Source organism: Pseudomonas sp. DrBHI1 (assembly GCF_002205115.1).
Lineage (GTDB): Bacteria > Pseudomonadota > Gammaproteobacteria > Pseudomonadales > Pseudomonadaceae > Aquipseudomonas > Aquipseudomonas mosselii.
Map to the genome: position 1 here is coordinate 264,809 of NZ_NIBE01000057.1, position 19,457 is coordinate 284,265.

General features: G+C 66.2%; 16 protein-coding genes. 5 read left to right on the top strand and 11 right to left on the bottom strand.

Annotated elements, in window-relative coordinates; translation table 11 throughout:
* Positions 1–201: 201 nt before the first annotated feature.
* The 3 genes from CC207_RS11820 to CC207_RS11830 form a co-directional block, all read right to left on the bottom strand.
* Positions 202–1,566: an FAD-binding oxidoreductase gene (locus tag CC207_RS11820; RefSeq protein WP_230962654.1), complete on the bottom strand. Its 1,365-nt coding sequence runs from the start codon at positions 1,564–1,566 to the stop codon at positions 202–204.
* Positions 1,567–1,656: 90 nt separating this feature from the next.
* Complete coding sequence (locus CC207_RS11825) at positions 1,657–2,661, bottom strand: AraC family transcriptional regulator (RefSeq protein ID WP_028689273.1); 1,005 nt, start codon at positions 2,659–2,661, stop codon at positions 1,657–1,659.
* A gap of 124 nt (positions 2,662–2,785) precedes the next feature.
* Entirely contained in the window at positions 2,786–3,655 is an 870-nt protein-coding gene (locus tag CC207_RS11830; protein ID WP_062364453.1) for a LysR family transcriptional regulator, read from the bottom strand.
* A gap of 180 nt (positions 3,656–3,835) precedes the next feature.
* Between CC207_RS11830 and CC207_RS11835 the strand changes: the two genes are divergently transcribed.
* The gene (locus CC207_RS11835; RefSeq protein WP_178080967.1) at positions 3,836–4,828 is read left to right on the top strand and encodes an NAD(P)H-quinone oxidoreductase; all 993 of its coding nucleotides are present in this window, start codon (positions 3,836–3,838) and stop codon (positions 4,826–4,828) included.
* Between the two features lies 1 nt (position 4,829).
* Here CC207_RS11835 and CC207_RS11840 read toward each other — a convergent pair whose 3' ends face one another.
* The 8 genes from CC207_RS11840 to CC207_RS11875 all read right to left on the bottom strand — a co-directional run bounded on the left by CC207_RS11840 (position 4,830) and on the right by CC207_RS11875 (position 13,758).
* Complete coding sequence (locus tag CC207_RS11840; protein WP_051555633.1) at positions 4,830–5,531, bottom strand: PA1136 family autoinducer-binding transcriptional regulator; 702 nt, start codon at positions 5,529–5,531, stop codon at positions 4,830–4,832.
* A 5-nt stretch (positions 5,532–5,536) separates the two neighbouring features.
* Positions 5,537–6,391, bottom strand: coding sequence for a glyoxalase III HchA (hchA, locus tag CC207_RS11845; protein WP_028689269.1), 855 nt, complete (start codon positions 6,389–6,391; stop codon positions 5,537–5,539).
* 170 nt (positions 6,392–6,561) lie between these two features.
* Positions 6,562–7,125 carry an NTP transferase domain-containing protein gene (locus CC207_RS11850; protein WP_028689268.1) on the bottom strand — a complete coding sequence of 188 codons (564 nt, stop codon included), beginning with the start codon at positions 7,123–7,125 and terminating at the stop codon, positions 6,562–6,564.
* A complete protein-coding gene (locus CC207_RS11855; protein ID WP_028689267.1) occupies positions 7,122–8,093 on the bottom strand; it encodes an XdhC family protein in 972 nt (323 codons plus the stop codon). Before CC207_RS11855 ends, CC207_RS11850 begins: the two co-directional genes overlap by 4 nt.
* A gap of 3 nt (positions 8,094–8,096) precedes the next feature.
* Positions 8,097–9,308, bottom strand: coding sequence for a cytochrome c (locus CC207_RS11860; RefSeq protein ID WP_028689266.1), 1,212 nt, complete (start codon positions 9,306–9,308; stop codon positions 8,097–8,099).
* 2 nt (positions 9,309–9,310) lie between these two features.
* Positions 9,311–9,850, bottom strand: a complete 540-nt coding sequence (locus tag CC207_RS11865) for a (2Fe-2S)-binding protein (RefSeq protein ID WP_028689265.1) — start codon at positions 9,848–9,850, stop codon at positions 9,311–9,313.
* Positions 9,843–12,674, bottom strand: a complete 2,832-nt coding sequence (locus CC207_RS11870; protein WP_028689264.1) for a xanthine dehydrogenase family protein molybdopterin-binding subunit — start codon at positions 12,672–12,674, stop codon at positions 9,843–9,845. Before CC207_RS11870 ends, CC207_RS11865 begins: the two co-directional genes overlap by 8 nt.
* 172 nt (positions 12,675–12,846) lie before the next feature.
* Entirely contained in the window at positions 12,847–13,758 is a 912-nt protein-coding gene (locus CC207_RS11875) for a LysR substrate-binding domain-containing protein (protein ID WP_062364467.1), read from the bottom strand.
* 94 nt (positions 13,759–13,852) lie between these two features.
* Between CC207_RS11875 and CC207_RS11880 the strand changes: the two genes are divergently transcribed.
* The 4 genes from CC207_RS11880 (at position 13,853) to CC207_RS11895 (ending at position 19,067) form a co-directional block, all read left to right on the top strand.
* Complete coding sequence (locus CC207_RS11880) at positions 13,853–14,944, top strand: tartrate dehydrogenase (protein ID WP_062364469.1); 1,092 nt, start codon at positions 13,853–13,855, stop codon at positions 14,942–14,944.
* A gap of 249 nt (positions 14,945–15,193) precedes the next feature.
* Positions 15,194–16,792, top strand: coding sequence for a BCCT family transporter (locus CC207_RS11885; RefSeq protein WP_028689261.1), 1,599 nt, complete (start codon positions 15,194–15,196; stop codon positions 16,790–16,792).
* 121 nt (positions 16,793–16,913) lie between these two features.
* Entirely contained in the window at positions 16,914–18,035 is a 1,122-nt protein-coding gene (locus tag CC207_RS11890; protein WP_088852147.1) for an aromatic ring-hydroxylating dioxygenase subunit alpha, read from the top strand.
* 57 nt (positions 18,036–18,092) lie between these two features.
* The gene (locus CC207_RS11895) at positions 18,093–19,067 is read left to right on the top strand and encodes a PDR/VanB family oxidoreductase (RefSeq protein WP_069017797.1); all 975 of its coding nucleotides are present in this window, start codon (positions 18,093–18,095) and stop codon (positions 19,065–19,067) included.
* The last annotated feature ends 390 nt before the right edge of the window (positions 19,068–19,457 follow it).

The window sequence follows — 19,457 nt, forward strand, 5'->3', positions numbered from 1 at the left end:
TTTTCCTTGCGGGATTGTTGTGGTTATCGAAAGGCAGTTCGTAACGGGCAAGGGCGCGGAAAAAGGGGCCGCCAAAAGACGGCCCAACATGCGTTTCCGGCTCTGCGTGACAGACAGTATTCAATGGCGGTGGCCAGCGGCTTGGCCGCATGCGCCAGGGTGTTTGTCATCCGGTGCCAGCAGGCAAGTACCCTCTGCGTGTCAGGCCTTGAGCCCGCGCTCCTCCCACCAGTCCCAGGCTCGCAGCGCCTGGCGCGCCGTGCGCCCGGCCCAGCACGACAGGGTGTTGCCCGGCATCGGGATGGCCTTTCGGTTGACGATCCAGAAGTCGCTCAGCTCGCTGCGTCGCCCCTGCAGCAGGTCGGCGATGGTGCGCCCGTTCAGGTGGCTCAGCGCCACGCCGTGGCCGAAGCACCCCCCGGCATAAATCATGCGTTCATCGCCGACAAAGCTGATCTCAGGGACCATGTCGGCGTTGACCGACACCGGCCCGCCCCAGCGATAGGCGATGCGTACGTCGCGTAACTGCGGGTAGATCCACTTGAGGTGTGTCTCGCAATGGGCCCAGGTGGCCGGCGAGGGCTGTTCGTGCATGGCGCTGCCGGTGTAGGCCCGCACATCACCACCGCCCATGACGATGCGCCCGTCCGCGGTCGGGCGAAAATAGTGCAGCATCTGCCGGTTGTCGCCGAAGGCCTCCCTGCCCTGCCAGCCCAGACGCTGCCATAGCGCGTCGCCCAACGGCTCGGTGACCACCTGGTAAGTCCACAGCGGGAACTGGCGGCGCTCCAGCACACGAGAACCGGGTACCTGCCGTGAGTAGGCATTGGTGGCGATCACCAGCTTGTCGGCGGTCACCTTGGCCACGGGCGTGCGTAACACGATACCGACGCCGCGGTTGTCGATATCGAGCACCGGTGTCGCCTCATGGATACGCACCCCTGCGCAAGCTGCCAGGCCCTTGAGCCCGCGCACGTGCTTGCAAGGGTCGAGGTAGCCGGTCTCGGCTTCGCGAATGCCGCCCAACAACCGAGGCGAAGCGTACTGCTGACGCAGCGCGTCGCTGTCCTGCCAGCGCATGTCCGCCGCCAGTCCCAGCGAGTCGTACAGCTCCAGGGTCTTGCCCAGGCGCGCTACCTGCTGCGGCGAATAGCTGACCCGCACCAGCCCGGCATGGCGGTAATCAGAATCGATGCCGTGGCTGTCGATCACCTCACGGGTATAGGCCACGGCCTTTTCGAGGTAGTGGTGGGCGTCGATCATCTTCTGCCGTCCCCAGCGCAGCACCACCAGTTCCGGCTCCAGCCCGAACAGCTTGGTGCTGAAACCGGCATTGCGCCCGCTGGCGCCGAAGCCGATCAAGGCCGCCTCCAGCACCACCACCCGGGCACCGGGGTTGTCGCGCTTGAACTGCCAGGCAGTGTTGAGCCCGGTAAAACCTCCACCAATCACCGCCACATCGACCTTGAGGTCTTCGGTCAGGCGCGTATTGGGCGCGTAGGCGCCGTAGTCGTGTTGCCAGAAGGAGCGATGTTCATGCACAGCGTCGTTGTTGTTGTCGTTCATGCTGGACTCTCGGGTTTCGCACACAGACATGCGGTCCCTCCGAGCCTATCGGGTGGCGCGGCAACGTGATTGACCACGGACGCCAGATTTTCAGCACCCCGTGCCAGGCCCGCGCCCGGCCTGGCGGAACTGCTGCGGCGATTGCCCGGTCCAGCGCCGGAACGCCCGGGTGAAAGAGCCGGATTCGGCATAGCCGAGCAGCAGAGAAATCTGCGTCATCGAGTAGTCGGAATGATTCAGGTAGCCCAGCGCCAGGTCACGGCGCACCTCCTCCACCAGCACAGAGAACTCGATGCCCTGGTCCTTGAGCCGACGTTGCAGGGTACGCCGGCTCAGCCCCATGCACTCGCTGACCTCATCCAGTGACGGCACGCCACTGGCCATGCCCAGCGCGATCATGCGGGTGACCTGGGGCAGCAATTCGTCGCTGATGCTGCGCTGCTCACGCGCCTGCTGCAGGTACGGCTCCAGGGCCATGAACAGGCGCTCATTGCCTCGCGCCACCGGCAGTTGCAGGACCTCGGCGGGCAGCGTGATGCGGTTGGTCGGCTGGCTGAAGAACAACGGGCACATGAACAACTGCTTGTGCATCGACACGTCCGCCGGGCGCGAGTGCTCGAAGTCCACCCGCAGCGGCCGTACCGGGCTGGCGGTGATCAGTTGCAACTGGCGCAGGATCGTGGCGATGGCGAACTCGGCGTCCTGGCGGCGGTTGACCACGGTGCTGTCGGTGACCTGGTAGGTGATGCGCAGCTGGCGGCCCTCGCAGCTGTAGTCGATGGACGACTCCTGGGCGAACACCACGATATAGGTGTGCAGGGTCATCAGCGCCTTTTCCACGCTGGGCGCGCAATGCAAGGCGTGGCCCAGGGCACCGATATCGTCGGCCTCGGTCTGGCTGCCCAGGGTCAGGCCGACGGCCGGATTGCAGGTGCCGGCCGCTTCCCACAGGGCGACATACTGGTCGCCAGGGATTTCGATATCGGCGCGTTCCAGCAGCGGCAGGTCGATGCCGAGGGCTTCCAGGTGCGGGGCGAAGGTGGTCCTGAAACGGCGGAAGAAGTTTTCCGAGAGGACGGTGCGCACTGATTTCATGTTGTTCTTCGCAGGTCGTTTTTAGAGTGCCAGGATCAGGAAAAGGCGCCACCGGGCGGCGCATCGCCGATGAGTCCGCGCCTACAGGGGGCGTGTGGTCGCTCACAGCGACTGTAACCGATTGTTACTGAGGTGGGGCAAACGCCCGCACCAGGTGATCGATCACCGCCCTCACCCTGGCCGTGTGGCGCAGGTCCTGGTGAGTGACCATCCACACCTCGTAAGGCTGGCTGCGCGTACGCTGCGGCCAGACCCGTCGCAGGCCGTCACGCTGCCCGAGCGCCACGGGAATCTCGCCCAGGCCCAAGCCCTCGGCGATGCCCCGGCGCAGCATCATGCTGGCATTGGCCGCCATCACCACCCGGCCCTCGCCCATGGGCACGTCCACCAGGGTCGGTGCGCCGCGGTCACGCCAGTACGGCTCGTACACCACCAGGTCGTGGCCGGCGAAACTGCCCTCCTGCGGCACGCCGCGACGCGCCAGGTAGTCCGCCGAGGCGAACAGGCCCATCTGCCAGCTGGCCAGCTTGCGCAGCACCAGGTCGGGGTTGTCCGGGCGCTGGTTGCGGATGGCGATATCGGTTTCGCGTTGCGACAGGTTGACGATCTCCGAGCTGCCACTGAGCACGATGCGCACCTCGGGGTGTTCCTCGTGCAAGCGGCGCAATGCCGGGATGACGAATTCCAGGGCCAGGGAGTCGGTGGTGGCAATGCGCACCTCGCCGGCCTGTTCGTTGTCGCTGCCCCGGGTGCGGCGGGCCAGTTCCAGGGCGGCCTGCTCCATCTTCTGCGCCATTTCCACGGCCACTTCGCCGGTGGCGGTGAGCTGGTAGCCGGCGGGGGTGCGCAGGAACAGGGTCGCGCCAAGGTCCGCCTCCAGCGCCGCCACCCGCCGACCCACGGTGGCCTGGTCGACGCGCAGTACCCGGGCGGCGCGGCGCAGGGTCAGTTCGCGGCTCAAGGCCAGCAGCATGCGGGCGTCATCCCAGTTCATTGGCTCACTCCATTACTTGTCGGCCCGCAGGCATCGCGGCGCCTGAAGAAAATCTGCAAAGGTGCGTCGCAAAATCGCCGCGCGACCGCACGACGCGGGTTTCATACCCTGTTACGCACCGGGCCAAAGCGGCCTTTCCTCAGAATGACAGAGGTCTTCATGCGTCACATCCCCACTCACATGACCGCCATCGACATCACCCGGCCTGGAGGCCCCGAGGTCCTCCAGGCCGCCACCCACGCCACGCCTCGACCAGGCCCCCGCGAGGTGCTGATCCAGGTCCATGCCGCCGGCGTCAACGGCCCCGACCTGCTGCAGCGCAAGGGTCTTTACGATCCGCCCGCCGGCGCGCCGGACATTCCGGGGCTGGAGATCGCCGGCAGGGTCGTGGCCCTCGGCGAACAGGTCCGCCATTTTGCCGTGGGCGACGCGGTGATCGCCCTGGTCCAGGGCGGCGGCTATGCCGAGTACGCCGTGGCCGACGAGCGCACCACCGCGCACCTGCCGGACAACCTGTCGATGGTCGAGGGCGCGGCCTTGCCGGAAACCTTCATGACCGTCTGGGTCAACCTGTTCCAGCGCGGCGGCTTCAAAGCCGGTGAAAGCGTGCTGATCCACGGCGGCGCGTCCGGCATCGGCACCACCGCCACACAGTTGGCCCGCGCCCTGGGCGCGGCGAAGATCTTCACCACGGTCAACGGCGCAGGGCAACAGGCCGCCAGCCTCAAGCTGGGCGCCGACGTGGCCATCGACTACACCCGCGAGGATTTTGTCGAACAGGTCATGCTGCACACCGACGGCAAGGGCGTCGACGTGATCGTCGACATCATCGCCGGCGACTATGTGGCCCGCAATTTCAAGGCCGCGGCCATGGATGGGCGCATCGTGCAGATCGGCGTGGTCAAGGGCCCGGCCACCGAGGTCGACCTGTTCCCCCTGCTGACCAAGCGCCTGACCCATATCGGCTCGACGTTGCGTGCACGCAGCGCTGACGACAAGGCGGCGATCCTCGAGGATCTGCAGGCCAAGGCCTGGCCCCATGTGCGCAGCGGCGCGGTCAAGCCGCTGATCCACGCGACCTTCCCGCTGGCAGCGGCCAGCCAGGCCCATGCCCTGATGGAGTCCGGCCGGCATATCGGCAAGGTGGTGTTGCAGGTTGCGCACAACGGCTGAGTCAGTCGAGCGCGCCGCTGCCCAGGGCGATCCTGATCGCCTGGGCGGTGGTGCTCACCCCTAGGCGCCGGCGAGCGGCGCGCAGGTGGTTTTCCACGGTGCGCACCGACAGGCCCAGGGTGGCGGCGATATCGGCCTGGCGTTGCCCGGCGGCGGTCCAGGCCAGCACCTGGCGCTCACGCGCCGACAGCTGACCCTCGCCGGGCGGTGCCTCCAGCAGCCGCCGGGCGCCTAGGAACGCCGCGTTGGCCAGCAGGGTCAGGGCCAGGCGCGCCGGCGCCGAAGCGTCGATGCGCACACCGCCCAGGCTCATCGCGCCCTCCAGGCCTGCCGGGCCGAACACTGGCACCTGCAGGCCATGGATGCCCGGCCCGCCGGGCAACCGAACCACCCGATAGCGTTCACCTTCGTCGCCAGGCTGCTTGCTCCAGAAGAACGCTTCACGGGCTGCCAGCAGATGGCGGGTCACCGGACAATGGCGCACGTAGGTCCGGGCATCGACCACCTGGCCGTCGCCGAACCAGTCCCCTTCCACCCAGTGGATGCGCTCGACCACCTCGTCCCGCGCAGCGCTGGCGCTGAACAGCACGAAGCGGTCATAGCCCAGCGGCCGGGCGAACGTGCGCACGGCCGTCTGGATCGTCGCCAGGGTGGTGGCCTGCTCGATCTGCCGGACCGCCTGTACCACCTCGTCGAACGGCATGCCGTTCACCCGCCGTTGGTCGCCTTGAGCAAGGCCGCGGCAGCCAGCTTGCCCAAGGCGTTGCCGGCCAGCGGGCTGTCGCCGGTGAGCAGTCGGCGGTCCTGGTGGACGGCGCCGGAGATGCCGTCGTTGACGATCTCGACGCCCTGGGCCTGCAGGCGCTCGCCGAACTTCCAGGTCAGGTGGCCGGGCATGTAGCCGATGTCCGGGGTCTTGGCGTCCAGCTCATCGGGGAAGGCGCAGATCTTGTAGCCATCGAACAGTTTGCCGCCGGCCAGCAGCGCCGCCGGACCGTGGCACAGGGTGATGACGAACTTGTCGTGGTCCGCCGCCCATTTCAGCACCTGGGCGACTTCTTCGCTTTCCGGCAGGCCGATCAACGCGCCGTGACCGCCGGGAATGAACACCCCGATGTAGTCCGAGTCGTCACCCAGGGCACTGTCGATCACCTCGGCGAGCTTGCGCGGCTGCTTGAAGGCGGGCTTGTAGCGCTCGAACAGGCCGAGCACCTGCTGGTCCTCGCGAGGCATGGCCCAGTATTCGAACTTGACCGGGTTGCCCGACAAGGTCGCGACATCGAAGGCGAAGCCGGCCTTGTCCAAGTGATACATGGGTAGCAGGGTTTCCACGGGATGGTTGCCGGTGGAGAACAGCGTGCCGTTGTCGGTGAGCAGGTAGCGCTCGTCGGCACCGATCAAGAGGATTTTCCAGCGTCCGCCCTTGTAGGCGTCGGGGTAGTCGGCGCCGCTGAGGTCGGACTTGGGCGAGGTGAACTGGCTGAGGGAATACGGCGAGGGGAAAAAGGCGTTGTCCTCGGCCGGATCGGGGGTCGGGCGTTTGTCGTCGCTGCTGTTGGTCATGATTGTGCTCCTGTGCCTGGGGGGTTGACCGGATCCATGCTAGGAGGCCACCGGATCAGCGGCAATGAGGGTTTTCCCTCAACAGCTGCCTGTGGCATCGGTACATCAGACCGCGCGGTCCCTGGAACGGCCTTGTGTCGCGAAAGGGCTGCGAATGAACTCCGGGCAGTCTAGCCGAGCGCGGCGGGCGTATCGACGTCGCGCAATACCCCTGCGTCGTCTACCTCGACCAACCGCAACTGTTGCCGATGCCGTTGCAGCACCGAACGCGCGCCCTCATCACCGGTCATCAGTGCGAGTTCAGGCCAGTAGTTGCGCCCGAACAGCACCGGATGCCCATTCTGCCCCTGATGACGCGGCACCACGATGACCGCAGGGCCAGCGGTTTCGACCAACCGCCGTAAGGTCGCGGTCAGGATCCATGGCATGTCCCCCAACAGGATGGCGACCGCCTGTGCCTCGCTGTCATCCAGCGAGGCGGCGCCCGCCGCCAGGCTATGGCCCATGCCCAGCCCGGCATCGAGGCTATGGATGATCCGGCAGTCCGCCGGCAACCCCAGGTCCTCGCCCCGCTCGCCAGCGCGCAGCACCACGCGCACGTCGTCGAACGCCTCCAGGGCGTGCTCGACACTGTGCTGCAAAAGACTACGACCATCACCCAGCACGGCCCGGCGCTTGTCCGCGCCGAAACGCGACCCCTGGCCGGCCGCCAACACCAGCGCGACGATGCTCACAAGGCCTCGCGGGCGATGCCGCTACGGGTGCGCAAGATATCGGCGAGCACCGCCAGGGCGATCTCCGCCGGCGTCTTGCTGCCCAGGTTGAGACCGATGGGGGCATGGATGCGCGCCATCTCGGCATCGCCGAGCCCGCCGATACGGCGCAGGCGTTCACGGCGCTTTTGCGAGGTGGCACGCGAGCCCATCACGCCAATGTAGAACGCTTCGGTGTGTACCGCTTCGAGCATGGCCAGGTCGTCGATCTTCGGGTCGTGGGTGAGCGCCACCACCGCCGTGTCGCGGTGGCAGCCACCGTTGGCGATGAACAGCGAGGGCAGTTCCCGACGGATTTCTATCCCGTCGAGCACCACATTGTCCATCACCTCGTCGCGAGGGTCGCACAGCACCACCTCGAAACCCAGGCCCTTGCCGAACTCGGCGCAGAAGTGCGCGACACTGGAGTAGCCGGCCAGCAACAGCCGTTGGGCGGCGCCGACGCGCAGGCGCACGCATGCGCCGCCCTGCTCCACCCGTGGCCCCTGGCTGTGGTCGTCCTGCACCTGGCGTTCACCCGTACGCAGGTCGACCTCGCGCACAAGCCGGCGGCGGCCCAGCAAGGCCGCCTCCAGCTCGCCCAGGTGCGCCTGGGTCGCGCAGTCGCCCGGCAGGTTCTCCACCAGCACATCGAGGATGCCACCGCAGGGCAGGCGGATGTTGCCGCGAGTGTCGCTGCCGTCGCCATAGCGCACCATGGTGACGGCCGCGGCGAACTCGCCAGCGGCGACGCGTTCGAGGAAGTCCTCCTCGACGCAACCGCCGGACAGCGAGCCGACCCAGTGCCCCTGGTCGTTGACCGCCAGCAGCGAGCCCGGCGCGCGAGGCGCCGAGCCATAGGTGCAGAGCACCGTGCACAGCCACACGCGCAAGCCGTCACGCGACCACTGCGCCGCCTGGCGCACCACCTGCAGGTCGAGATGCTGCACGGGTCAGTCCGCCTTCAGCTGGGCCAGCTGCTGGGTGGTCAGGTCGCCCGGCAGGCCGCCCCAGGCTTCGCGCAGGTAGTTGACCATGTCGGTCAGTTGCCCGTCGTCGAGCTTGTCGGCGAAGCCCGGCATCGGCTGCATCCGCTCGAAACCGGTGAACTGCTGCTCGCGGATGCCATCGACGATGGCCTTGACCAGGTTGCGCGAGTCGGCCTGGCGCAGCACGGTGTTGCCGCGCATGGCCACGGCGATGTGCGGTTTGCCCTCGCCCTCGCCACCATGGCAGCCGGCGCAGACGTTGAGGTACTGCTGGCGGCCACGCTTGGCGCTCTCGCCCATGGTCTCGTGGGCGACTGTCTGCACCACCTTGGCCGCCGGCGGCTGGTCGCCGAGCAGGTAGGTGGCCATGGCCGACAGGTCGCTGTCCTGCAGATGCTGGGTGCTGTGGTGCACCACCGGGTACATTTCGTTGAACATGCTGCCCTGGGCGCTGACACCGTGCTTGAGGAAAGTCGCCAGATCCGCATGGTTCCAGCCACGGTCGGCCAGGTCCTGGGCCAGCAGGCTAGGCGCCAGATAGCCCAACAGCAGGCCGCCGGTCAGGCGCTTGTCCTGCTGCAGCGCGCCAATCGGGTTGCGCGGGGTGTGGCACTCGCCGCAGTGGCCGAGCACCTCGACCATGTACTGGCCGCGTTTCCACGCCTCGCTGTTGCCCTTGCCCTCCTCCAGCTGCACGCTCTTGCCGTACAACAGGTTCCAGCCGACCAGGCCGGTGCGCACGTTGAACGGGAAGCTCAGGCTGGTTTGCGGGGCCGGACGGTTGATCGGCGCCACGCTCATCAGGTAGGCATGGATCGCGTCGGAATCCTCCCGTTTGACCAGGTGGTACGAGGTGTACGGCATGGCCGGGTACAGGTTGGCGCCGTCCTTGCGCTTGCCCTCGGTGAGGGCGGCGAAGAACTCGTCGCTGCTGTAGTTGCCGATACCGTACTGCTTGTCCGGGGTGATGTTGGTGCCGTAGATGGTGCCGAACGGCGAATGGATCGGCAGGCCGCCAGCATAGGGCGCGCCGCCTTCGGCGGTGTGGCAGGCCATGCAGTCGGCGGCGCGGGCCAGGTATTCGCCACGCTTGATCAAGGCCTCGTCCGCCGCCTGGGCGTTGCAGGCGACCAGTGCGCCGATGGCCAGCGCCAGGCTGCTCAGAATGCGCGTCATGCTCAGCCCTCCTTGACCAGGCCGAGGTCGCCCAGCACTTCGCGGGTTGCCTCGTAGTAGCGCACGTAGCCGGTGCAGCGGCACACATGGTGGCCGAGGCTGGCCTCGATGGCGCCCTCCAGCTCACTCTGCTTCAGCGGCTTGCGCTGGGCTTTTTCCACCAGCACCGTGGCGGCGTTGACAAACCCCGGCGCGCAGTAACTGCATTGGAAGGCGAAGCGATCGACGAACTTCTGCTGGATCGGGTTCAACTCGCCCGGATTGCCGGCTTCGTCGAGCTTGGCGTGGCCCTCGATGGTGCGGACTTTCTTGCCCTCGAAGTAATGCGCGCCGGTGATGCAGGTGCGCACCTCTTCGCTGGTGCCGTCGGGGTTGTCGACGATTACCACGCAGGCATGGCAGATACCCTGGCCACAGCCCAGACGCGAGCCCGTAAGGTTCTGGTATTCGTGCAGGTAGTCGATCATCGCCAGGTCATCGGGGACCACTTCGGTGACGACAGGTTGACCGTTGAGGGTCAGTTGCAGCTTGCGGTCAGCCATTGAGGGCCTCCTTGACTCGGGCGGGGGTGATGGGCAGGTCGCGCACGCGCTTGCCGATGGCATGGGCCACGGCATTGCCGATGGCGCCGACCACCGGGATCATCACCACTTCGGCGATGCCCTTGGACGGGTCGGTCGGCGACAACGGCGGCAGGATCTCCGAGGTCTGCTTCCACACCGCCACATGCCTGGCCATCGGCAGGCGATAACGGTTGAAGTTCCAGTCGCCCTCGCCCGGGCCACCCTCGTACAGCGGCATTTCCTCCAGCAGCGCATGGCCGATGCCCATGGCGATACCACCCTCGAGCTGGCCCTTGACCAGCTCCGGCACCAGTACCCGGCCGCACTCGACCCAGCTGTGGTGGTTGAGCACCGTCACCTCGCCGCTGCCCTTGTTGACCTTGACCTCGACGATGGTCGCCACCGGGCTGTAGTAGGTGACCATGGCGTTGTTCAGCTGGGTGGCCGGGTATTCGGCGTTCTGCCGGTCGAGCAGGTGGAAGCCGGCGCTGTTCATCTGCGCCTTCTTCGCGTTCACCGCGCCGTCGCCGTACTTTACCGCCACGGCATCGAGCGGCAGGCGCTCGCGCACGCCGTCGATGACGAAGTCGGCCTCGGCCCAGCTCCAGCGGTTGAAACCGTGCACGCTGACGCCGGTGACCAGGCCCATTTCGTGGGCTTTCTTCGCCAGCGTGGCGAACGGGATCGGCGCCAGGCCATTACCGGTCAGCTCGCCGTTGACCCACACCGCGTTCTCGCGGCGCACCACCAACGGGTTGGCCTGGCCGCCATACGGGCCCTGGCTCCACAGGGCCATGGCCGCCGGCCACAGGCCGTGGTTGAACAGCACGCGGGCCGCTTCGCGGGTGGCGTGGCTGAAGTAGAACGCCGAGTTGGTCGCCGACGACGGCGAGGCCAGCTTGCCGACCCAGCGCGGGTTGCGCAGTGCGGCGTCCTGCTCGGCCTGGCTGATCAGGTAGGGGTTGCCGCTGGTGGTCAGCGCCAGCTCCGGCCATTCGGTCTGGGCGGTCATGACCTCGTCGGCGACACGGCCGAGGAAGTCGCTGACCACCAGGGCCTGGGAAGTGGACATGCCAGTGCCCAGCTCGGTGCCGATATGGCGCAGGCTGATGCGGCCATCGGCGCTGAACTCGACCGCCGCCATCGGCGCCTCGGAGCCGGTGCCGAAGTCTTTCTGGGTGATGGCAAAGCCCACGCCATACCAGTTATCGTGGTCCTTGGCGTCCTCGGCCTGCTTGCGCGCCTGGCGGTTCTTCCACCAGTCGTGCGCGGCGGCCTTGTCGAGGATCTCGTGCAGACGCAGGGCACCGGCAGGCACCGCACCCTGGGTGTTCTTCATGCCCGACTTGAGCGCGTTCTTGCGGCGCAGCTCGATGGCGTCCACACCCAGGCGGTCGGCGATCTCGTCGACCATCATCTCGGTGGCAGCCATGCTCTGCAGGGTGCCGTAGCCGCGCATGGAGCCGGCCTCGACACCACGGGAATGGTACGCGGTCACCGACAGGTCGTTCTGCGGCATGTAGTAGATCGACTGCGCCGCGGTGGCGCCCACGGCGGCCACCGACGGGCTGTAGTTGATGCGCCCGCCGCCGTCGACGCTCATGTCGGCGCGGAAGATCTTGAAGCTCATGTCCTTCTTGTCGACGGCCAGCTGATAGCGGATGTCGAACGGGTGGCGCTTGATGCCGCTCTGGAACTGCTCGTAGCGGTCGTTGGCCAGGCGGATCGGCACGCCCGCGCCGTACAGCGCGGCGACGGCGGCGTAGAACACGAAGATGTTGTTGTCCTTGGAACCGTAGCCAACGGTGTAGCCCGGGTGCATGTTCAGGTGCTTCAGGCCGAAACGCGACGGCTTGATCATGTGCACGCATTCCTGCGCCACTTCGAACGGGCACTGGGTGGCCACGACGAAATGCAGGGTGCCGGTGGCCGGGTCGAACCAGCCGTTGCCGTTGTCCGGCTCGAGGGCCGCGGGCTCGATCGACGGAGTCTTGTAGCGCTCGTCGAACAGCAGCCAGTCTTCCGGCGGCTGCTTGAGCTGCTCGTCGATGCGCTGGGCGTAGAACATCCCCTGCTCGGTGAGGTTGCCGTGCTGCTTGGGCTCGGCGGTCCATACCGGCTTGCGCGCCAGGATGGTGGGGAACAGCATGGTGTTCTTCAGGCTCGAGTATTCGTCCTCGTCGAACGGCGTCTTGCCGCCCACGCGCACGAAACGGAAGCTGCCGTAGGGGTCGCGCTGGTACAGCGGGGCCTGGGCGCCGTAGCGGATCGCCTGGTCGTTGAACTGCAGCTTGAGCTTGGCCTTGCGGAAACGCTCGAAGTCGTTCCAGATCAGGATCGCCACCGGGTGGCCGATGAACATTGGTACCTGGCCCGGCGGCAGCAGCGGATCGGGCGAATGGGCCTCGGGCCAGGCAATGCCGTCCTTCTTCAGGTCGTCGGCGGTGACGATGCGGTCCGGTTGCAGCTCGGCGCCCAGCAGCGACAGGTCGTAGCCTGCGTAGAGGCGGTCGGCCTTGGTGGCCTTGAGCAGCATGGCGTGGCCCTGCTGCTGCGGCCAGCCGGGCATGTCCTTGGCGCGAATGTCGCGGGCGAACACCTTGTTGCCACAGACCTTGGACAACGCATCGTTACGAAAACGCGCCTTGCCGTCGTGGTTCATCCACTTCTGCGGCGAAGTGGTGACCTTGCTTTCCATCAGGGCGGCGAAGGCCTGGCTGCCGAGCGGCGCCAAGGTCACGCCGACACCGGCTACCAGCCCGCCTTGCAGGAACGAGCGCCGGGAAATATCACGGTTGGACATGGTTGATCCTCTGGGTAGCTCTTGGGCTGCCCATGCTTTTTCTGGTGCTTGAAAACTGGGAGGGCGCGCACGATCACAAAAACTGACTACGAAGTCAAGTTAACGATCGTAGAGTGCCACTGCAAGTCAAGCAGACAACTTGTCGCGGGGGGCGCGATCGCGCCGCGAAGGCTCAATCCGGCAAGCGATAGCGCTCGGCGAAGTATTGGCGGAAGAACTCCACCGCCACCCGCACCTTGGCTGAACCGGCCAACGGCGCGGTGTACACCGCCCAGATATCCGCCGCCTGCTGGTAGTCCGGCAGCACCTGCACCAGCCGACCCTCGGCGATGCTGTCGTGCACGTCCCACCACGAGCGCAGCAGGATGCCGCGCCCATCCAGGCACCACTGGTGCGCCACCTCGCCATGGTTGCTCGACAACGCGCCGGTCACCCGCACGCTCTCCTCGCCCTGCGGCCCTTCCAGGTGCCATAGCCCGAACGGGTGGTCGCGCTCCTTGATCACCAGGCAGTCATGGCTGGCCAGGTCCGCCAGCACCCGTGGCGCGCCATGCTCGGCCAGGTACGAAGGCGCCGCGCAGAGCACCCGGCGATTACGCGCCAGGGGCTTGGCGATCAGGTGCGGGGCGATCACGTTGCCCACGCGGATGTCCAGGTCGACGCCTTCGGCGATCAGGTCCACCAGGCGGTCGTGCACATCCAGACGGATGTCCAGGCGCGGGTAGCGCGCCGCCAGTTCCGACAGCGCCGGCGCCACGAAGCGTCGCCCCAGGCCCAGGCTGCTGGCGATGCGCAACTGACCGACCGGCTCGCGCTGGCCGGCGTTGAGATCGTCGTCCATGCGCTGAAGGGTCTCGAAGATCTGCTGCGCCCATTGATACACCCGCTCGCCCTCCTCGCTCACCGTCACCCGCCGGGTGGTGCGGTGCAGCAGGCGCACGCCGAGGCTGTCCTCCAGCAGGCGGATGCGCTTGCTGACGAACGCCGCCGACATGCCACGCTCGTCGGCCACCGCGGCGAAGCTGGCGCGGCGAGCCACCTGCAGGAAGATGTCGAGGTCGTCCAGGTTCGGCAGATTATTCACGATTCGTGCACCAAGAATTGATGGATTGCCGGATTATCTCCGAAGCACAGCCTTATAGCATGGCCGCATCTTCCCTGAACACGAGAGGCGCCCCATGACCAAGACCTTCAAGATCGCCGCCATCCCCGGTGACGGCATCGGCAACGAAGTCCTCCCCGAAGGCCTGCGCGTGGTCGAGGCCGCCGCCCGCAAGCACGGCCTGAACCTTGAGTTCGCGTTCTTCGAATGGGCCAGCTGCGACTACTACCTGGCCCACGGCAAGATGATGCCAGACGACTGGTTCGACCAGCTCAAGGGCTTCGACGCCCTGTACTTCGGCGCCGTCGGCTGGCCGGACAAAGTCCCTGACCATATCTCGCTGTGGGGATCCTTGCTCAAGTTCCGCCGCGACTTCGACCAGTACGTGAACATCCGCCCGGTGCGCCTGTTCCCCGGCGTGCCCTGCCCGCTGGCGAACAAGCAGCCCGGCGACATCGACTTCGTGGTGATCCGCGAGAACACCGAGGGTGAATATTCGTCCCTGGGCGGGCGCATGTTCGAAGGCACCGACAACGAGTTCGTGCTACAGGAGTCGGTGTTCACCCGCCGTGGCGTGGACCGCATCCTCAAGTACGCCTTCGACGTGGCGCAGACCCGCGAACGCAAGCACGTCACCTCGGCGACCAAGTCCAATGGCATGGCCGTGAGCATGCCCTACTGGGACGAGCGCACCGCCGCCATGGCCGCCCACTACCCCGAGATCAGCTGGGACAAGCAGCACATCGACATCCTCTGCGCCCGTTTCGTGCTGCAGCCGGAACGTTTCGACGTGGTGGTGGCCTCCAACCTGTTCGGCGACATCCTTTCGGACCTCGGCCCGGCCTGCGCCGGCACCATCGGCATCGCGCCGTCGGCCAACCTCAACCCCGAGCGCACGTTCCCGTCGCTGTTCGAGCCGGTGCACGGTTCGGCGCCGGACATCCACGGCAAGAACATCGCCAACCCGATCGCCATGATCTGGTCCGGCGCGCTGATGCTCGAGTTCCTCGGTCAGGCCGACAACGACGCGCGCTACCAGGCGGCCCACGACGACATTCTCAAGGCCATCGAGACAGTGATCGCCAACGGCGACACCACCCGCGACATGGGCGGCAGCCGCTCGACCCAGGAAGTGGGCAAGGCCATCGCCGCGCTGCTCGGGGCCTGAGTCGGCGACAGGCCATCGCGCTGCAAGCCCGCTCCCACAGGAAGATGTGCTGCTTGGGGGAGCGGGCTTGCCAGCCAACCATCCGGATTGTCCGACGATCCTATTGCCACCCACTTCGATTCGATGCAGAATCTGTAAACCAAAAGATACTTGTTATCCAATAGTTAACTGAAAGGAAAACCCAGCCTCGATACGGACTTCCCAAACGCCTGACGCCTACTACAAAAAAAATGCTCCAGGAGACAATTGATGTCCCCCAATAACAAAAAGATCGATGTGTTCCTGATCGCCGTGAGCCTGTTGGCCGTGCTGCTCACCGTGATCGGCCTTGCTGCCTTCCCCGCCCAGGCCGAAAGCCTGGCCAACCAGCTGTTCGAGGTGGCCACCCGCACCTTTGGCACCAGCGTCCAGGTCCTGGTGTTCGGCAGTTCCCTGGCCGTGCTGTACCTGGCCTTCAGCAAATACGGCAACATCCGCCTGGGCGCCGGCAAGCCGGAGTACTCAACCACCACCTGGGTGTTCATGTTCATCTGCGCCGGTATGGGTTCCTCGACCCTGTACTGGGGCGTGATGGAGTGGGCCTACTACTACCAGACCCCGGGCCTGAACATCGCGCCGATGTCGGCCAAGGCCCTGGAGTACAGCGTCAGCTACTCGTTCTTCCACTGGGGCATCAGCGCCTGGTCGATCTACGCCCTGGCCTCGCTGGCCATGGCCTACCACTTCCATGTGCGCAAGAAGAGTGGCCTGAACCTGGCCTCGATCATCGAGGCGGTCACCGGCTTCAAAGCCACCGGCCCTGTCGGGCGCGCCGTCGACCTGATCTTCCTGCTGACCATGATGGGCGCGCTGACCGTGTCGCTGGCGCTCACCGCCTCGACCCTGACCCGTGGCCTTGCCGACCTGGCCGGCACCCCCAACACCTTCACCGTGCAACTGCTGGTGATCGGCGCGGTGGCGCTGCTGTTCTCCTTGAGCTCGTACATCGGCATCGACGGCGGCCTGCAGCGCCTGTCGAAGATGGTCTGCATCGGCGCCCTGGTGTTCGCCGCCATCGTCCTGCTGGTCGGCCCGACCCAGTTCACCCTGAACAATACCGCCAACTCCATCGGCCTGATGCTGCAGCACTACGTGCAGATGAGCCTGTTCACCGACCCGGCCGGCGACGGCGCCTTCACCCGCAACTGGACGGTGTTCTACTGGCTGTGGTGGGTGTCCTACGCGCCGGGCGTGGCCATGTTCGTCGCCCGCGTCTCGCGCGGCCGGCTGATCAAGGAAGTGGTGTTCGCCCTGCTGCTGGGCGGCAGCTTCGGCTGCTGGTTCTTCTTCGGCGCGCTGGAAAGCTACAGCATGCACCAGTTCATCAACGGCCAGATCGACGTGCCCAAGCTGCTCGGCACCCTCGGTGGCGAAGCGGCGGTGACCGACCTCTTGCTGGCCCTGCCGTGGGGCACGCTGTTCCTCGCCGCGTACCTGTTCATCATGGCGGTGTTCTGCGCCTCGCACATGGACGCCGCCGCCTACGCCGTGGCCGCCACCAGCACCCGCAACCTGCGCGAGGGCGAGGACCCGAGCCCGACCCTGCGCCTGTTCTGGTGCGTGGTGCTGACCCTGGTGCCGCTGGCCATGCTGTTCGCCAAGGCCTCGCTGTCGACCATGAAGACCGCCGTGGTGCTTACCGCGATCCCGTTCATGGTGATCCTGCTGGTGAAGATCTACGGCTTCTTCAAGTGGCTGGCGGCCGACTACGGCCAGGTGCCGGCGTACCGCATCGAGGAAGAGGCCACCCGCCTGGCCGGAGAAGAGCCACCCATGCAGGCACCACGCAGCGCGGCGGCAGTGCACTGAGTCTGGATTTGTCGTGGGAGCGGGTAAGCCCGCTCTCACATTGCCAAACCTGCGACAAATTTTTTTGCCCAGCTTGTTAACCAACAGATACGCGTTAACCAATAAGAACAGAGATAGAACCATGAACGATTTCAAACGCCTGCCCGCCGACTTCTGCGCCAACCCCGAAGTGGCCTTCACCCTCCCGGCCACGTTCTACACCCAGGCCGCCGTCTTCGAGCACGAGAAGGAAGCGATCTTCGCCCGCAGCTGGATCTGCGTCGGCCACCGCAGCGAAGTCGCCGAGAAGAACGCCTACATCACCCGCCAGGTGATCGGCGAAAGCATCATCGTCGTGCGTGGCCGCGACGACGTGCTGCGCGCCTTCTACAACGTCTGCCCGCACCGCGGCCACCAACTGCTCGAAGGCAGCGGCAAGGCCAAGAACGTCATCACCTGCCCGTACCACGCCTGGACCTTCAAGCTCGACGGCGAACTGGCCCACGCGCGCAACTGCGAGAACGTGGCCAACTTCGACAAGGACAACTCCACCCTGGTGCAGTTGCGCGTCGAAGAGTATGCCGGCTTCATCTTCATCAACATGGACAACGACGCCGGTTCCGTCGAAGACCAGCTGCCCGGCATGCAAAAGCGCATGCGCGAAGCCTGCGCGGTGATCGACGACCTGCACCTGGCCGCGCGCTTCGTCAGCGACACCCCGGCCAACTGGAAGTCGATCGTCGACAACTACCTCGAGTGCTACCACTGCGCCCCGGCCCACCCCGGCTTCTCCGACTCGGTGGACGTCGGCCAGTACAGCCACAGCCTGCACGGCAACTGGACCCTGCAGTACGGCCTGGCCAAACCGTCGGAGCAGTCGTTCACGTTCGATGAAACGGTCAAGGACCCGTCCTTCGCCGGCTTCTGGGCCTGGCCGTGCACCATGTTCAACGTACCGCCGGGGGCCAACTTCATGACCGTGATCTACGAGTTCCCGGTCGATGCCGAAACCACCCTGCAGCACTACGACATCTACTTCCTCAACAAGGACCTCACCGAGGAGCAGCGCAAGCTGATCGACTGGTACCGCGAGGTGTTCCGTCCCGAGGACCTACGCCTGGTCGAGAGCGTGCAGAAGGGCCTGAAGTCCCGCGGCTACCGCGGCCAGGGGCGGATCATGGTCGATTCGCAGCGCAGCGGCGTGAGCGAGCACGGCATCGCCCACTTCCACAACCTGATCGCCGTCGCCCACCTGGACGACTGAACACGCTCCCCGCCCCGCGCCAGGGCCTGGCGCGGGGCTTCGTTGTCGAGGTACGCCATGGCCAAGCAATACGAAATGTTCAAGGTGCGCGTGACCGGCGTGGAACAGGCCACGCCGCAGATCAAGCGCTTCACCCTGGCCCGCGCCGACGGCGCCGCCCTGCCCGCCTTCAGCGGCGGCAGCCATGTCATCGTGCAGATGCAGTCGGCCTGCGGCAGCCAGTTCAGCAATGCCTACTCGCTGATGAGCGACCCGCGCCAGTTGCACAGCTATCAGATCGGCGTGCGGCTGGAGGAGCAGTCCAAGGGCGGTTCAGCGTTCATGCACCAGCAGGTCGAAGTGGGCAGCGAGCTGACCATCTCCACCCCCAACAACCTGTTCGCCCTCGACCCCAAGGCGGGACGCCACGTGTTGATCGCCGGCGGCATCGGCATCACCCCGTTCCTGGCGCAGTTGCACGAGCTCGAAGGCGGCGCCACCCCCTACGAGCTGCACTACGCCTTCCGCGCCCCCGAGCACGGCGCCTTCCAGGGCGACCTGGCGCAAGGCCCGCATGCCGGCAACACCCGCTTCTACATCGACAGCCTGGGGCGCAAGCTCGACCTCGCCGCGCTCTGTGCGGGGCTCACCGATGACGCCCATCTCTATGTGTGCGGGCCCAAGCCGCTGATCGACGCGGTGATCGCCAGCGCCGCCGCCGCCGGCATCGCCGAGTCCCGCGTGCATTGGGAACAGTTCGCCGCCGCCGCGCCGACCGCAGGCTCGGCGTTCACCGTGGTACTGGCGCGCTCCGGCACAGAGCTGGCCGTCGAGGAAGGCATGACCATTCTCCAGGCCATCGAGAAATCCAAGGCCGCCAAGGTCGAGTGCCTGTGCCGCGAAGGCGTGTGCGGCACCTGCGAGACGGCGATCCTCGAAGGCGAGGCCGAGCATTTCGACCAGTACCTGAGCGACGAGGAGAAAGCCTCGCAACAGACCCTGATGCTGTGCGTCTCGCGGGCGCGTTCGGCGCGGCTGGTGCTGGATCTTTGAGGCTCGGCGGCGAATCGCCTGCCCGCGCGGATTCGCCGGTGAGATGTAATTGAATACTGCCAATAAGCGCTGATAAGGAAAATCAGAGAAACGTCCTACGCGGATTTGGGAAGCCCTGTCGACCACCCTCAATCCGCTCCTCGCTAGTGTTTCAGGTCTGCGTAACGTCGCCCGTGGCTGGCTGCAACAGCCACGGGCTCGGTACTAACACGCCTGCATGAACAGCTTCGCTGAGGACATCGGATGTTCGACTTCAACAAACTGCTCGAAATCAATCGGCAAGCCTGCGAGGCCCTGGAGGCCCCCTTCGCCAGCGGGCCCGCCGTCCATTGCACGCGCACCTTCACCATCCTGCCCCTGCGCTATGCGGCCGTTGCCGGCACTACCGGC

Coding starts and splice junctions, on each gene's coding strand:
- CC207_RS11820 (WP_230962654.1), bottom strand. CDS start 1,566: ATGAACGACAACAACAACGACGCTGTGCATGAACATCGCTCCTTCTGG.
- CC207_RS11825 (WP_028689273.1), bottom strand. CDS start 2,661: ATGAAATCAGTGCGCACCGTCCTCTCGGAAAACTTCTTCCGCCGTTTC.
- CC207_RS11830 (WP_062364453.1), bottom strand. CDS start 3,655: ATGAACTGGGATGACGCCCGCATGCTGCTGGCCTTGAGCCGCGAACTG.
- CC207_RS11835 (WP_178080967.1), top strand. CDS start 3,836: ATGACCGCCATCGACATCACCCGGCCTGGAGGCCCCGAGGTCCTCCAG.
- CC207_RS11840 (WP_051555633.1), bottom strand. CDS start 5,531: ATGCCGTTCGACGAGGTGGTACAGGCGGTCCGGCAGATCGAGCAGGCC.
- hchA (WP_028689269.1), bottom strand. CDS start 6,391: ATGACCAACAGCAGCGACGACAAACGCCCGACCCCCGATCCGGCCGAG.
- CC207_RS11860 (WP_028689266.1), bottom strand. CDS start 9,308: ATGACGCGCATTCTGAGCAGCCTGGCGCTGGCCATCGGCGCACTGGTC.
- CC207_RS11865 (WP_028689265.1), bottom strand. CDS start 9,850: ATGGCTGACCGCAAGCTGCAACTGACCCTCAACGGTCAACCTGTCGTC.
- CC207_RS11870 (WP_028689264.1), bottom strand. CDS start 12,674: ATGTCCAACCGTGATATTTCCCGGCGCTCGTTCCTGCAAGGCGGGCTG.
- CC207_RS11880 (WP_062364469.1), top strand. CDS start 13,853: ATGACCAAGACCTTCAAGATCGCCGCCATCCCCGGTGACGGCATCGGC.
- CC207_RS11885 (WP_028689261.1), top strand. CDS start 15,194: ATGTCCCCCAATAACAAAAAGATCGATGTGTTCCTGATCGCCGTGAGC.
- CC207_RS11890 (WP_088852147.1), top strand. CDS start 16,914: ATGAACGATTTCAAACGCCTGCCCGCCGACTTCTGCGCCAACCCCGAA.
- CC207_RS11895 (WP_069017797.1), top strand. CDS start 18,093: ATGGCCAAGCAATACGAAATGTTCAAGGTGCGCGTGACCGGCGTGGAA.